At 46.6% G+C, this 15,162-nt stretch carries 11 protein-coding genes; all 11 read right to left on the bottom strand.

All coding sequences use genetic code 11. The annotated features are described in order from the left end of the window. Positions 1-132: 132 nt before the first annotated feature. Complete coding sequence (gene fusA, locus IE163_RS17545) at positions 133-2,238, bottom strand: elongation factor G (protein WP_189434438.1); 2,106 nt, start codon at positions 2,236-2,238, stop codon at positions 133-135. A gap of 27 nt (positions 2,239-2,265) precedes the next feature. Further along, entirely contained in the window at positions 2,266-2,736 is a 471-nt protein-coding gene (gene rpsG / locus IE163_RS17540; protein WP_019677788.1) for a 30S ribosomal protein S7, read from the bottom strand. A gap of 89 nt (positions 2,737-2,825) precedes the next feature. After that, complete coding sequence (locus tag IE163_RS17535) at positions 2,826-3,116, bottom strand: 30S ribosomal protein S12 (protein ID WP_189434436.1); 291 nt, start codon at positions 3,114-3,116, stop codon at positions 2,826-2,828. Between the two features lie 152 nt (positions 3,117-3,268). Then, positions 3,269-7,444, bottom strand: coding sequence for a DNA-directed RNA polymerase subunit beta' (gene rpoC / locus IE163_RS17530; protein ID WP_189434434.1), 4,176 nt, complete (start codon positions 7,442-7,444; stop codon positions 3,269-3,271). A gap of 65 nt (positions 7,445-7,509) precedes the next feature. Further along, positions 7,510-11,535 carry a DNA-directed RNA polymerase subunit beta gene (gene rpoB, locus IE163_RS17525; protein ID WP_189434431.1) on the bottom strand — a complete coding sequence of 1,342 codons (4,026 nt, stop codon included), beginning with the start codon at positions 11,533-11,535 and terminating at the stop codon, positions 7,510-7,512. Between the two features lie 172 nt (positions 11,536-11,707). Beyond that, positions 11,708-12,073: a 50S ribosomal protein L7/L12 gene (gene rplL / locus IE163_RS17520; protein ID WP_189434429.1), complete on the bottom strand. Its 366-nt coding sequence runs from the start codon at positions 12,071-12,073 to the stop codon at positions 11,708-11,710. Positions 12,074-12,136: 63 nt separating this feature from the next. Beyond that, entirely contained in the window at positions 12,137-12,631 is a 495-nt protein-coding gene (gene rplJ / locus IE163_RS17515) for a 50S ribosomal protein L10 (RefSeq protein WP_189434426.1), read from the bottom strand. A gap of 274 nt (positions 12,632-12,905) precedes the next feature. Further along, complete coding sequence (rplA, locus tag IE163_RS17510; protein WP_189434423.1) at positions 12,906-13,607, bottom strand: 50S ribosomal protein L1; 702 nt, start codon at positions 13,605-13,607, stop codon at positions 12,906-12,908. 3 nt (positions 13,608-13,610) lie between these two features. Then, positions 13,611-14,039 carry a 50S ribosomal protein L11 gene (gene rplK / locus IE163_RS17505; RefSeq protein ID WP_189434421.1) on the bottom strand — a complete coding sequence of 143 codons (429 nt, stop codon included), beginning with the start codon at positions 14,037-14,039 and terminating at the stop codon, positions 13,611-13,613. Between the two features lie 121 nt (positions 14,040-14,160). Then, positions 14,161-14,700, bottom strand: coding sequence for a transcription termination/antitermination protein NusG (gene nusG / locus IE163_RS17500; protein WP_189434417.1), 540 nt, complete (start codon positions 14,698-14,700; stop codon positions 14,161-14,163). 3 nt (positions 14,701-14,703) lie between these two features. Next, positions 14,704-15,078 (bottom strand): preprotein translocase subunit SecE, encoded by a 375-nt coding sequence (gene secE, locus IE163_RS17495; protein ID WP_189434414.1) that lies wholly within the window; start codon positions 15,076-15,078, stop codon positions 14,704-14,706. Between the last annotated feature and the right edge of the window lie 84 nt (positions 15,079-15,162).

Below are 15,162 nucleotides of genomic sequence, written 5' to 3'. Positions count from 1 at the left end.
GTTTTACCGTGGTCAACGTGGCCGATAGTACCTACGTTTACGTGCGGTTTTACGCGTTCAAATTTAGCCTTAGCCATTTATAGACCCTTCTTAGTCAAATTTAAGACCCGGTAGACCGGGGCTGTTTAATCGTTAATCGTGTGCTCTACGCGAAGCAATAATTGCTTCAGTAACATTGTTTGGTGCTTCCTGATAATTCAGCGGTTCCATTGAGTAAGACGCACGGCCCTGACTCAGTGAACGCATATTGGTTGCATAGCCAAACATTTCAGATAACGGTACATTGGCGTTAACAATTTTGATCCCGCCAGGCGCATCTTCCATACCGTTGATGATACCGCGACGACGGTTTAAGTCACCAACAATATCACCCATGAAGTCATCTGGCGTTACCACTTCAACCTTCATTATCGGTTCAAGGATAACCGGCTTAGCCTGCAGAGCTCCTTTCTTGAAGCCCATAGACGCAGCGATTTTGAACGCCATTTCGTTCGAGTCAACATCGTGGTAGGAACCATCGAATACAGTAACTTTAACGTCGATTACCGGGTAACCCGCCAACACGCCGTTTTTCATCTGTTCTTGAATACCTTTATCAATCGCTGGAATGAATTCTTTTGGAATTACACCACCAACAACGGCGTTCTCGAACTTATAGCCTTCACCTTCCGGTAATGGCTCAATGCGTAACCAACAGTGACCGAATTGACCGCGACCACCAGACTGGCGAACAAACTTACCTTCTACTTCTGTTTTCGCACGTAGTGTTTCACGATAAGACACCTGTGGTTTACCCACATTTGCCTCAACCTTAAACTCACGCTTCATGCGATCAACAATAATGTCCAGATGTAGCTCACCCATACCAGAGATAATGGTTTGAGCCGTTTCTTCGTCAGTATGTACCCGGAATGACGGATCTTCTGCAGCAAGCTTGCTCAAAGCAATCCCCATTTTTTCCTGATCAGCCTGTGTTTTAGGCTCAACAGCAACAGAGATAACTGGCTCCGGAAATTCCATTCGTTCCAGTATGATCGGATGGTCCTGATCACACAAGGTATCACCCGTAGTGGTATCTTTCAGACCGATCGCTGCGGCGATATCGCCGGCGCAAACCGCTTTGATTTCCTCACGGGTGTTAGCATGCATCTGTACGATACGGCCAATACGCTCTTTTTTCATCTTTACTGAGTTGTATACCGCTGAGCCAGACTCAACGATACCCGAGTAAACACGGAAGAAAGTTAGCGTACCGACAAAGGGATCAGTCGCAATTTTAAATGCCAAAGCAGCAAAAGGCTCGTTGTCATCAGACTTCCGGAAACCTTCGCTTTCATCTGGCAAAATGCCGTGGATCGCTTTTACTTCTGTCGGTGAAGGCAGATAGTAAATAACGTTATCCAGCATAGCCTGCACACCTTTATTCTTAAAGGCAGAACCGACTTGTACTAATACAATTTCATTGCGCAAGGTAAGATCACGCAGCGCTTGACGTAGCTCTTCTTCGGTAAACTCGTCACCTTCCAGATAGCGCTCCATCAATTCTTCACTGGCATCAGCTGCCGCTTCAACCAGGTTTTGCCGCCACTCATTGCATTCTTCCAGCATATCTGCCGGAATATCTTCATAAGTGAAGGTCATACCCTGATCTTCGGTGTTCCAGTTGATAGACTTCATTTTGACGAGATCAACTACGCCACGGAAGTTATCTTCTGCACCAACTGGCAACTGAATAGGCACACAGCGCGAATTAAGACGGTCATTTGCCTGCTTAACTACCCGTAGGAAGTTAGCACCGGTCCTGTCCATCTTATTAACGAAGATCATGCGAGGAACTTCGTATTTATTCGCCTGCCGCCAGACAGTTTCGGTTTGCGGCTGTACGCCAGATGACCCGCACAATACCACCACAGCACCATCTAATACGCGCAAAGAGCGCTCTACTTCGATAGTAAAATCAACGTGGCCAGGGGTATCAATCAGGTTGATGCGATGTAGTTCAAACTGCTGCTGCATACCAGACCAAAAGGTCGTGGTAGCTGCAGAAGTAATAGTAATACCGCGTTCCTGTTCCTGCTCCATCCAGTCCATAGTGGCTGCGCCATCATGCACTTCACCAATTTTGTGAGAGCGGCCTGTATAAAACAGGATCCGCTCAGATGTCGTGGTTTTGCCGGCATCAACGTGAGCACAGATACCAATGTTACGGTAACGTTCTATTGGAGTTGTACGTGCCACAATACTTTCCTCTCAGTTAAGAAATTCTTACCAGCGGAAATGTGCGAACGCTTTGTTCGCTTCGGCCATACGGTGCACGTCTTCACGCTTCTTAACCGCAGAACCTTTGTTTTCGATTGCATCAAGCATCTCACCAGCAAGACGCTGAGCCATAGATTTTTCACCACGTTTACGGGCAGCTTCTACTAACCAGCGCATGGCAAGCGCATTACGACGCACCTGACGAACTTCACACGGTACCTGGTAGGTTGAACCACCAACACGACGTGATTTAACTTCAACAGTTGGACGAATGTTATCTAAAGCCACTTCGAACAGGTCGATGTGCTCTTTCTTAGATTTCGTAGCTGCAATTTCTAAAGCGCCGTATACAATTGATTCGGCTGTTGATTTTTTACCGTCGACCATTACGACGTTTACAAACTTGGCCAGTAACTCACTTCCGAACTTAGGATCTGGAAGGATTTTACGTTGACCGATGACGCGTCTTCTAGGCATTCGAAACTCCGATTGCTTCAGGTGATTCCAAAACTTTTAATACATAAAGAAAAAAAGTTGTTTAGTTTGGCCTTACTAACGGAGTACCGTTATTTCTTAGGCCGCTTGGCGCCGTACTTAGAACGGGCTTGTTTACGATCTTTTACGCCTGCACAGTCTAATGTGCCACGTACGGTGTGATAACGCACACCTGGAAGGTCTTTTACCCGGCCACCGCGAATAAGCACAACACTTAATGCTGAGTTTGGCTTCTTAGGTGTAGTGGTGTATACACGGGTACAAACACCACGCTTCTGCGGGCAAGCTTCAAGCGCCGGAACGGTGCTCTTGGCTACCTTCTGGCTGCGCGGCTTACGCACTAGCTGGTTGATTGTTGCCATTAAATACTCCTGGTTAATAAATACCCAATAAACGTGAAAATTCCGCACCCCAAATTTAGGGTCGCGGAATTCTAATGGTCAAGCTTTGACCTGTCAAGTTACAAAACAGTTTGCCGGCATTTTAATCGCCGGCAAGGCTGTTTATCCCTTGTTTACTCGTCGTTGCCCGATAAATTCATGTTAAGTGCATCGGTCAGTGCCTGTTCGGCCGTCTCTGCACTCATTACCGGTTCAACAACTTCATTATTACCAGCACGCATCCGCGCACGGTTCTGGTGATATGCAAAACCAGTACCCGCCGGGATTAAACGGCCAACAATAACGTTTTCTTTCAGACCACGCAGTTCATCGATCTTACCTGCTACAGCAGCTTCAGTCAGAACGCGGGTCGTTTCCTGGAACGAGGCCGCAGAAATAAAGGAATCAGTAGACAGTGATGCCTTAGTGATACCTAGTAAAACACGCTCGTACTGAGCTGGCTGTTTACCTGCCAGTTCTAACTCACGGTTAGCGATGTTTACTCTGGCTACTTCAGCTTGTTCACCTTCTAAGAACTCGCTGTCGCCTGGGCTGGTAATAATGCACTTACGCAGCATTTGACGAATGATCGTTTCAATGTGCTTATCGTTAATTTTTACGCCCTGTAAGCGGTAAACATCCTGCACTTCGTTCACGATATAACTGGCGACATGGTGGATACCACGTAAACGCAAAATATCATGTGCCGACTCTGGACCTTCAGAGATAACTTCACCTTTTTCAATGCGCTCACCTTCGAACACATTAACCTGACGCCATTTCTGGATCATCTCTTCATGCACATCACCCTGGTCAGGCGTGATTAACAAGCGGCGCTTACCCTTCGTTTCCTTACCAAAGCCGATAACACCTGAGATCTCAGCCAGAATAGCTGGGTCTTTTGGTTTACGTGCTTCAAACAAGTCAGCAACGCGTGGCAGACCACCGGTGATGTCGCGCGTTTTCGAGCTTTCTTGTGGAATACGAGCTAAAACCGTACCGGTAACAACGGTATCGCCGTCAGCCACTTCAATGGTAGTGAAGCTTGGTAAGCGAATTTCCTGCAAACCACCATCGTCTGTCGCTAGGATAAGTTTTGGCTCTTTGGCGTTCGCCTTGGCCAAATCTTTAACAACAGTACGGGTTAAGCCTGTCAGTTCGTCTTGCTGCACTTCAGTGTTGGTATCATCAACATCACTGAAGGTAACCTTAGCACCACGCTCCAGAATAATTGGATGTGAATGCGGATCCCAGTTTGCAACAACCTGACCTGCGGTAACTTTAGCATTGTCGTCCGTTGCCAAAATAGAACCATATGGCAGCTTATAACGTTCTTTTTCGCGACCGAGTTCATCGAATACGGTCACTTCAGCTGAACGCGAAGTAATAACAATTTTGTTATCAGCGTTGCGTACAAACTTAGCATTTTGCAGCTTCAAGGTACCGGCGTTTTTCACCTGTACGCTGTTTTCTGCTGAAGCCCGTGATGCCGCACCACCGATGTGGAAGGTACGCATCGTTAACTGAGTACCCGGCTCACCGATTGACTGAGCAGCAATAACACCGACTGCTTCACCAGCATTAATCAAGTGACCGCGCGCTAGGTCACGACCGTAACATTTCGCACAAACACCAAAGTCAGTCTGACAGGTGATTACTGAACGCACATGCACTTCGTCGATGGAGTTTTGCTCAATAGCATCACACAGTTGCTCGTCTAGCATGGTACCGTCTTCCACCAGCACTTCGCCGGTAGTAGGTGATACGATGTCGCCGATGACAACCCGACCCAGTACGCGCTCACGCAGGCCTTCTACCACGTCACCACCTTCGATCAGCGGCTTCATGATAATACCTTGCTCAGAGCCACAATCACGCTCAGTTACTACTAAGTCTTGCGCAACGTCTACTAAGCGGCGAGTCAGGTAACCTGAGTTCGCGGTTTTCAGTGCGGTATCGGCCAAACCTTTACGGGCACCGTGCGTTGAGATGAAGTACTGCAGTACGCTTAGACCTTCACGGAAGTTCGCGGTAATGGGTGTTTCGATGATTGAGCCATCCGGCTTAGCCATCAGACCACGCATCGCGGCTAACTGACGGATCTGCGCCGGTGAACCCCGTGCGCCTGAGTCAGCCATCATATAAACCGAGTTAAACGATTGCTGCTGTACGGTATTACCATCACGATCAACCACGTCCTCTTTTGACAGGTTGTCCATCATCGCTTTTGACAACACTTCGTTCGCTGTTGACCAAATATCGATAACTTTGTTGTACTTCTCACCCGCCGTTACTAAACCCTGTTGGAACTGGTCCTGGATCTCAGCAACTTCGTTCTCAGCCGCATCGATAATCTCAGTTTTCGCCGCTGGGATCACCATGTCATCGATACCAACAGACACACCAGACAGCATCGCGTAATGGAAACCGGTATACATGATCTGGTCAGCAAGGATTACTGTTTGCTTCAAACCGATACGACGATAAGCACCATTTAACAGGCGAGAAATTTGCTTCTTACCCATCGCTTGGTTGATTGAGTCAAAGGCTAAGCCTTCTGGTAAAATAGAGTACAGAATGGCACGACCAACAGTGGTATCACGCACTGCTGTAGTGGTGGTTCTGCTACCATCTTCTGCAATCTCAATCTCAGAGATACGTACTTTTACCTTGGCATGTAAACTGGCAACGTCAGCACGGAAGGCTTTTTCAGCTTCTTTCGGGCTCTTGAACATCATGCCCTCGCCTTTCGCATTAACGGCTTCGCGAGTCATGTAGTACAAACCCAATACAACGTCCTGTGAAGGAACGATGATAGGTTCACCGTTCGCTGGTGACAGTACGTTGTTGGTAGACATCATCAGCGCACGCGCTTCTAATTGTGCTTCCAGCGTTAACGGTACGTGTACCGCCATCTGGTCACCGTCGAAGTCGGCGTTATACGCAGCACACACCAAGGGGTGTAACTGAATAGCCTTACCTTCGATTAGCACCGGTTCAAACGCCTGAATACCTAACCGGTGTAGTGTTGGTGCACGGTTCAGTAATACCGGATGTTCACGGATTACTTCATCTAACACGTCCCATACTGCACCTTCTTCACGCTCTACCATCTTTTTAGCGGCTTTGATCGTCGTGGCTAAACCACGCGCTTCCAGCTTGCCATAAATGAAAGGCTTGAACAGCTCAAGTGCCATTTTCTTCGGTAAACCACACTGGTGTAAACGCAGCGTAGGACCTACAGTAATAACCGAACGACCAGAGTAGTCAACACGCTTACCTAGCAAGTTCTGACGGAAACGACCTTGCTTACCTTTGATCATATCGGCCAAAGATTTCAGTGGGCGTTTGTTTGAGCCAGTAATAGCGCGGCCACGACGGCCGTTATCTAACAGCGCATCTACCGCTTCTTGCAACATCCGTTTTTCGTTACGTACGATAATATCTGGTGCAGATAAATCTAACAGACGCTTTAAACGGTTGTTACGGTTGATTACGCGGCGATATAAATCGTTCAGATCTGAGGTCGCAAAACGGCCACCGTCCAAAGGTACCAAAGGACGTAAATCCGGTGGTAACACTGGCAGTACTGTCATAATCATCCACTCTGGCTTGTTGCCAGAGGTGTGGAAGGCTTCCATCAGTTTCAAACGCTTGCTGATTTTCTTGCGCTTAGTTTCTGAGTTGATGGTTGGCAGCTCTTCACGCATTTGCTTGATTTCGGTTGGCAAGTCGATACCTTTCAGGATATCCAGAATTGCTTCTGCACCCATCTTGGCTTCAAACTCATCACCGTGCTCTTCCAACACGTCCAGGTACTCTTCTTCAGTTAGCATCTGACGACGCTCTAAAGAGGTCATGCCTGGTTCAGTCACCACATAGCTTTCGAAATACAGTACACGTTCGATATCACGTAGCGTCATATCGAGTAATAAACCGATACGGCTTGGTAATGATTTCAGGAACCAAATATGCGCTGTCGGGCTGGCCAGCTCAATATGGCCCATACGCTCACGACGTACCTTCGTTAGGGTAACTTCAACGCCACATTTCTCACAGATCACACCGCGATGCTTTAAACGCTTGTACTTGCCGCACAGACATTCGTAATCTTTTACCGGGCCAAAGATCCGGGCACAGAATAAACCGTCACGCTCGGGCTTAAAAGTACGGTAGTTGATCGTCTCTGGCTTTTTCACTTCACCGAATGACCATGAGCGAATCATGTCCGGTGACGATAAACCGATACGGATAACATCAAACTCTTCAGTTTTAGTTTGCTGCTTCAGAAACTTTAATAAGTCTTTCACCTTTGCTCTCCTGTAAGAGGTAAACCGGAATGGGGCAGCTTACTGCCCCCCAACACAAGGTCGGTTTATTCCTCTTCCAATTCGATATTGATACCGAGCGAACGGATTTCTTTCATCAGTACGTTGAAAGATTCTGGCATGCCAGGTTCCATTCTGTGGTCGCCGTCAACGATGTTTTTATACATCTTGGTACGACCGTTGACGTCATCAGACTTAACAGTAAGCATTTCCTGTAGGGTGTAAGCGGCACCATATGCCTCCAACGCCCACACTTCCATCTCACCGAAACGCTGACCACCGAACTGTGCTTTACCACCCAACGGTTGCTGTGTAACCAAGCTGTAAGAACCGGTAGAACGGGCATGCATCTTGTCGTCAACCAAGTGATTCAGTTTCAACATATACATGTAGCCAACAGTAACCTTACGCTCGAAGGTATTACCGGTACGGCCATCATATAATTTGATCTGACCGCTTGATGGTAAATCACCCAGTTCAAGCAATTCCTTGATCTCAGACTCTTTAGCACCATCAAATACCGGAGTAGCAACAGGTAAGCCTTTACGCAGGTTTTGCGCTAAACGACGAATCTCGTCATCAGTAAAGCTTTCAATATCTACGTTCTGACGCGATTCACCCAGTGCATACACTTTCTTCAGGAACTCACGGATCTCCGCAACTTCTTTTTGCTCTTTGATCATGCCGTCAATCTTGTCACCGATACCACGAGCCGCTAAGCCTAAGTGCGTTTCTAAGATCTGACCAATGTTCATCCGCGATGGAACACCCAACGGGTTCAGCACGATATCAACTGGCTGACCTTTTTCGTCATACGGCATATCTTCAACTGGAACGATAGTAGAGATAACACCCTTGTTACCGTGACGACCAGCCATCTTGTCACCTGGCTGAATACGACGTTTCACAGCAAGGTACACTTTAACGATTTTCAGTACACCAGGTGCTAAATCATCACCTTGGACAATCTTACGACGCTTCGCTTCGAACTTCTTATCATACTCAATACGAATTTCTTCATATTGCGTAGCTAGCTGTTCTAAATCGTTCTGTTTATCTTCATCACTTAAGCTTTGGTTAAACAGCGCATCGCCTTTTAAGGTATCTAACTTAACGCGATCCAAACCGCTTTGTTCCAGCAGGTTACGGGCACGGTCAAAAATACCCGCTTCGAGGATACGGAACTCTTCATTCAGGTCTTTCTTAGCCTGCTTCACTTCCATTTCTTCGATTTCGCGAGCACGCTTGTCTTTTTCAACGCCATCACGGGTAAACACCTGAACGTCGATAACAGTACCGGTTACGGAGTTTGGTACCCGCAGTGAGGTATCTTTTACGTCAGACGCTTTTTCACCGAATATGGCACGTAGTAGCTTCTCTTCTGGCGTTAACTGGCTCTCGCCTTTAGGCGTTACCTTACCCACCAGAATATCACCACCCTTCACTTCAGCGCCGATATAAACAATACCTGCTTCGTCAAGCTTACTTAACGCAGACTCGCCCACGTTTGGAATATCAGCAGTAATCTCTTCAGGTCCAAGCTTAGTATCACGAGCAATACAGCTTAATTCCTGAATGTGAATAGTGGTTAAACGATCTTCTTGTACTAAACGCTCTGATAACAAAATCGAGTCTTCGAAGTTGTAACCATTCCATGGCATGAAAGCCACGCGCAAGTTCTGACCTAAAGCCAATTCACCTAAGTCGGTAGATGGACCATCTGCCAATACATCACCACGTTCAATTGGTTCACCATGGTTAACACAAGGACGTTGGTTAATACAGGTGTTCTGGTTAGAACGGGTATATTTTGTCAGATTGTAGATATCGATACCGGCTTCACCGGCAACCATTTCTTCTTCGTGAACTTTAATTACAATACGGCTGGCGTCAACATAGTCAACAGTACCACCGCGTTTCGCAACAACAGTAACACCTGAGTCTTTGGCTACTACACGTTCAATACCAGTACCTACTAACGGCTTATCTGCACGTAATGTTGGTACCGCTTGACGTTGCATGTTCGAACCCATCAAGGCACGGTTAGCATCATCGTGTTCCAGGAACGGGATTAAAGCAGCAGCAACAGACACGATCTGCTGTGGTGCAACGTCCATGTACTGAACTTCAGAAGATGGCATTAGACTGAATTCGTTTTTAAAACGACAAGGTACTAAACCTTCAACAATACGATTGTTCTCGTCTAATTCAGCGTTAGCCTGAGCGATAACGAAGTTACCTTCTTCAATCGCAGATAAGAAATCAACTTCATCAGTTACGATGCCATTTTCAATCCGACGGTATGGTGTCTCAAGGAAACCATATTCGTTAGTTTGCGCGAAAATAGACAACGAGTTAATCAAACCGATGTTTGGACCTTCGGGCGTTTCGATTGGACAGACCCGACCATAGTGCGTTGGGTGTACGTCACGTACTTCGAAACCGGCACGCTCACGCGTTAAACCGCCCGGCCCTAAAGCAGAAATACGACGCTTGTGCGTCACTTCTGATAATGGGTTGTTCTGGTCCATAAACTGCGACAGCTGACTTGAGCCAAAGAACTCTTTTACTGCAGCAGAAATTGGCTTGGCATTGATTAGGTCCTGCGGCATTACCGCATCCAGATCGCCTAATGACAGACGCTCTTTCACCGCACGCTCTACACGCACTAAACCAACACGGAATTGGTTTTCAGCCATTTCACCTACTGAACGAATACGACGGTTACCTAAGTGGTCGATATCGTCCACTTCACCTTTACCGTTACGAATGTCGATCAGAACTTTCATTACCGCCAGAATATCGTCTTTGCTCAGTACACCAGTACCTTTGCCTTCTTCAAAGTCAACCCGACGGTTAAACTTCATACGACCTACCGTTGACAGGTCGTAACGATCTTCAGAGAAGAATAGATTTTCAAATAAGGTTTCTGCAGCCTCACGCGTTGGTGGCTCACCCGGGCGCATCATGCGGTAGATTTCTACCAGTGCTTCCATCCGGTTGCTGCTAGGGTCGATACGAATGGTTTCAGAAACATAAGAGCCCTGATCCAAATCGTTGATATAAAGTGTTTCGAAACTGTCGTAACCGGCTTTTGCTAGTTTTGCTAACAGCTCTAATGTGAGCTCTGCGTTCGCCTCGGCAATAATCTCTCCGGTTGAACGGTCAGCGTAATTTTTAGCCAGTACACGACCTACCACATATTCATGTGGTACTTCCATCATGGTCATACCGGTTTTTTCCAGTTGACGCACATGACGGGCAGTAATACGACGGCCTTGTTCTACGATCACTTCGCCATCGTTATCTTTAATATCAAAGGCTGCAGTTTCACCGCGTAAGCGGTTAGCAACTACTTCCATCATTATCTTACCGTCTTTAATATCAAAACGGGTATTTTCAAAGAAAATAGATAGAATTTGTTCTGTACTAAACTCTAGCGCACGTAACAGAATAGTCGCAGGTAATTTACGGCGACGGTCGATACGAACGAACAGGTTATCTTTGGCATCAAACTCAAAGTCTAACCAAGAGCCACGGTATGGAATAACCCGGGCATTATAAAGTACTTTGCCTGATGAGTGCGTCTTACCACGGTCGTGGTCAAAAAACACACCAGGACTGCGGTGTAGCTGAGAAACGATAACACGCTCAGTACCATTGATTACAAAGGTACCGTTTTCGGTCATCAACGGGATTTCACCCATGTAGACTTCTTGCTCGCGGATGTCTTTGATGGTGCCTGGTGCTTCTTTGTCAAACAACACCATACGTAACTTAACGCGCAATGGCGCTGAATAAGTTACACCTCGGATCTGACATTCCTTCACATCAAAAACAGGTTCCCCAATGCGGTAGCTGACATACTGCAATTCCGCGCTGCCTGAATAGCTTTTGATTGGAAATACAGAGCGGAATGCGGCTTCTAGACCGTATTCACCTTCCGGATCTGGCTCGATAAATTTGCTGAATGATTCAATTTGAATCGACAGCAGGTATGGCACATCCAATACTTCCGGACGTTTGCCGAAGTCCTTACGGATACGTTTCTTCTCAGAATAAGAGTAAGTCATGGGGTTCCTCAGCTTGCTGATTTTTTTCCCAACCACCATTTGGTGGCTTATGCTACCAGGCCTGGTAGCAGCAGGGGTGGGGAAATCATTGTCCCACAGCGCAAAAAGGCCGGTGATTAATTCATCACCAGCCCAGCCTGAAACTCAGGCAGCTAATCTGGTTTGCACCAGATTATTTAACTTCAACAGTTGCACCAGCTTCTTCAAGTTCTTTCTTGAGAGCTTCTGCTTCTGCTTTAGAAACGGCTTCTTTGATTGCAGCTGGAGCTGATTCAACCAAGTCTTTCGCTTCTTTCAGACCTAAACCGGTCGCGCCACGTACTGCTTTGATAACAGCAACTTTGTTAGCGCCAACACCAGCTAAGATTACGTTGAATTCAGTTTGCTCTTCAACAGCGGCAGCTGGACCAGCAGCTACAGCTACTGCAGCAGCAGCTGAAACACCGAATTTTTCTTCCATTGCAGATACTAACTCAACAACTTCCATTACAGACATTGCTGCGATAGCGTCTAAGATTTGCTCTTTAGTCACTGACATTGCGCAGATTCCTAAATTGTGGGCCTTAGCCCGAATTAAACTCTACTCAAACCAAACGTAAAATTACGCGGCTTGCTCTTGTTTTTGGTCGCGAACCGCGGCAATTGTACGTACAAGTTTGCCGGCTGCTGCCTCTTTCATGGTGCTCATCAGGCGAGCGATAGCTTCGTCGTAAGTTGGTAACGATGCTAACACGTCGATGTTCACTGTGGTACCGTTAAAAGCCGCACCTTTCAGCTCGAAGTTTTTGTTTTCTTTCGCGAAATCTTTGAAGATCCGCGCTGCAGCACCTGGGTGCTCTTTAGAAAACGCAACTAACGTCGGGCCTACGAATACGTCTTTCAGACACTCAAACTCGGTGCCTTCTACTGCACGGCGAACTAATGTATTACGGACTACTTTAACCCATACACCAGCTTCACGAGCCTGCTTACGCAGAGCAGTGATTTTGCCTACAGTGACACCACGAGCGTCTGCGACTACCGCAGATAAAGCACCTTTGGCAGCTTCCTGGACTTCAGCAACAATTGCTTTTTTGTCTTCAAGCTTAATAGCCATTGGCTCTTAACTCCTGGTTCATCCGAACAACGTTGTTCGGTTGCCTACACATCGTCGGCGGATGCCGACGCGCGATTTACGGTGAGACCAGAAGGAATTTAATTCTTTCTGGGGCCTACACCGTCTGCGTAGGTTGGTTATTTTAAGTCACAGATATCAGACGATATTGCGACACCTACGGTCTTGGACGGAAGTCAGGACTTTTAACAAGTCTGACTTCTACCCTAAAAACGAGGGCGAGATTATAAATTAACCTACCCTTGCTGTAAAGCGCTTAAACAGTCGCGCTTAAAGAAGCCTGGTTCAGGGTTAAACCTGCACCGTGTGTAGAAGAAATAGTCACTTTCTTGATATACACACCTTTAGCTACTGAAGGCTTAGCACGCTTCAGTGCAACTAATAAAGACTCTAAGTTTTCTTTCAGCTTATCAGTATCGAAATCGATCTTACCGATAGTAGAATGGATGATACCATTCTTGTCGTTACGATAACGAACTTGACCGGCTTTAGCGTTTTTAACCGCTTCAGCTACGTTAGGGGTAACAGTACCAGTCTTCGGGTTTGGCATCAAACCACGTGGACCTAAGATCTGACCTAACATACCAACAACGCGCATTGCATCTGGAGAGGCAATAACAACGTCAAAGTCCATCACGCCTTTCTTAACTTGTTCAGCTAAGTCTTCCATACCAACGATGTCTGCGCCGGCAGCTTTAGCAGCTTCAGCATTAGCACCCTGGGTGAAAACGGCAACACGGACAGTACGGCCAGTACCGTGTGGTAGTACAGTTGCACCACGCACGTTCTGATCAGATTTACGGGCATCAATACCCAGGTTTACTGCAACGTCAACGCTCTCAAGGAACTTGCCGGCAGTTAATTCTTTTAACAGCGCCACAGCGTCGTTGATGTCGTATTCGCGGGTTGAATCTACTTTAGAGCGGATTAACTTAGCGCGTTTTGTTAATTTAGCCATCGATTAGCCCTCCACCACTAAGCCCATTGAACGAGCAGTACCTTCAATGGTACGCACCGCAGCAGCATGATCTGCAGCTGTTAAATCAGGTTGTTTGATCTTAACGATCTCTTCAATCTGAGTAGCTGAGATTTTACCAACTTTCTGGGTATTAGGGCGACCAGAACCGCTCTTCAAACCGGCAGCTTTCAATAATAAGAAAGACGCAGGTGGAGTACGGGTCTCGAACGTGAAAGAACGATCGCTATATACTGTAATAACAACAGGAATAGGCATGCCTTTTTCAAGACTCTCTGTACGGGCGTTGAAGCCTTTACAGAATTCCATGATGTTAACACCGTGTTGACCTAACGCCGGACCAACTGGTGGCGACGGGTTAGCCATACCGGCTTTTACCTGCAGTTTAATAAGTGCAGTGACTTTCTTTGCCATGTTTCACCTCTGTTAGTGGGTCTTAGCCTCGTAAGTGCGAGGACACTTACTCAAACGGCTTCCCAAACGATAAAAAGGGCGCAGATTATATTTTAATCAGCGCCCCGTTACAAGCTATATATTAAGCTTTCTCTACCTGACCAAACTCCAGCTCTACAGGTGTAGCGCGGCCAAAGATTAATACAGAAACTTTTACACGGCTCTTTTCGTAGTCGACTTCTTCGACTACACCGTTGAAATCGGCAAATGGGCCTTCTGTTACACGAACCACTTCACCCGCTTCGAATAACGTCTTCGGCTTCGGCTTGTCAGCATTATCTTGTAGACGATTAAGAATCGTCATGGCTTCTTTTTCAGAAATAGGTGCAGGACGATCAGAAGTGCCACCGATAAAACCGAGAACCCGCGGTACGCTCTTGACTAAATGCCAAGCTTCTTCACACATTTCCATTTGCACTAACACATAACCAGGAAAGAATTTGCGCTCAGATTTACGCTTTTGCCCAGCACGCATCTCGACAACTTCTTCAGTTGGAACCAGAACTTCGCCGAACTTTTCTTCCATGCTATGGATTTTGATATGTTCACGCAGTGACGTGGCCACTCGTTGCTCAAAACCTGAAAAGGCTTGCACTACATACCAACGCATTTTTTCTGCCATAACTTACATCCCCAGTCCGGTAAAGAAGGACACAACGCGTAATAAGATAGCGTCAAGCCCCCACAAAATTAGCCCCATAATAATAGTGGCAATAATCACAATAATGGTTGTTTGCATGGTTTCTTGGCGGGTTGGCCACACCACTTTACGGACTTCAGTGCGAGACTCTTTGGCAAAATTTAAGAATATCTTACCTTTAGTAGTTTGAGCGGCAACAAAACCTGCAGCAGCTACTAGCACAACAATGGCAATAGCTTTTTCCAGACTCGATAATTCATAAATGTAATTACCAACCACGACTAATGATAATATCACTAGTACTAACAACCATTTAACCAGGTCTAATCCGCTTTTTGGGGCTTCGCTCGTTGCACTCATGCTTCCACTCACTTAATTTGGCTTACTTATGCTAATGATATTAAACACGCATAAGGGTTCGGATATTATTCCTAACCCGGAAAT

It is taken from the genome of Alishewanella longhuensis (genome assembly GCF_014653435.1).
GTDB lineage: Bacteria > Pseudomonadota > Gammaproteobacteria > Enterobacterales > Alteromonadaceae > Alishewanella > Alishewanella longhuensis.
The sequence above is the reverse complement of the archived record's forward strand: the minus strand, read 5'-3'. Positions and strand labels throughout refer to the sequence as shown.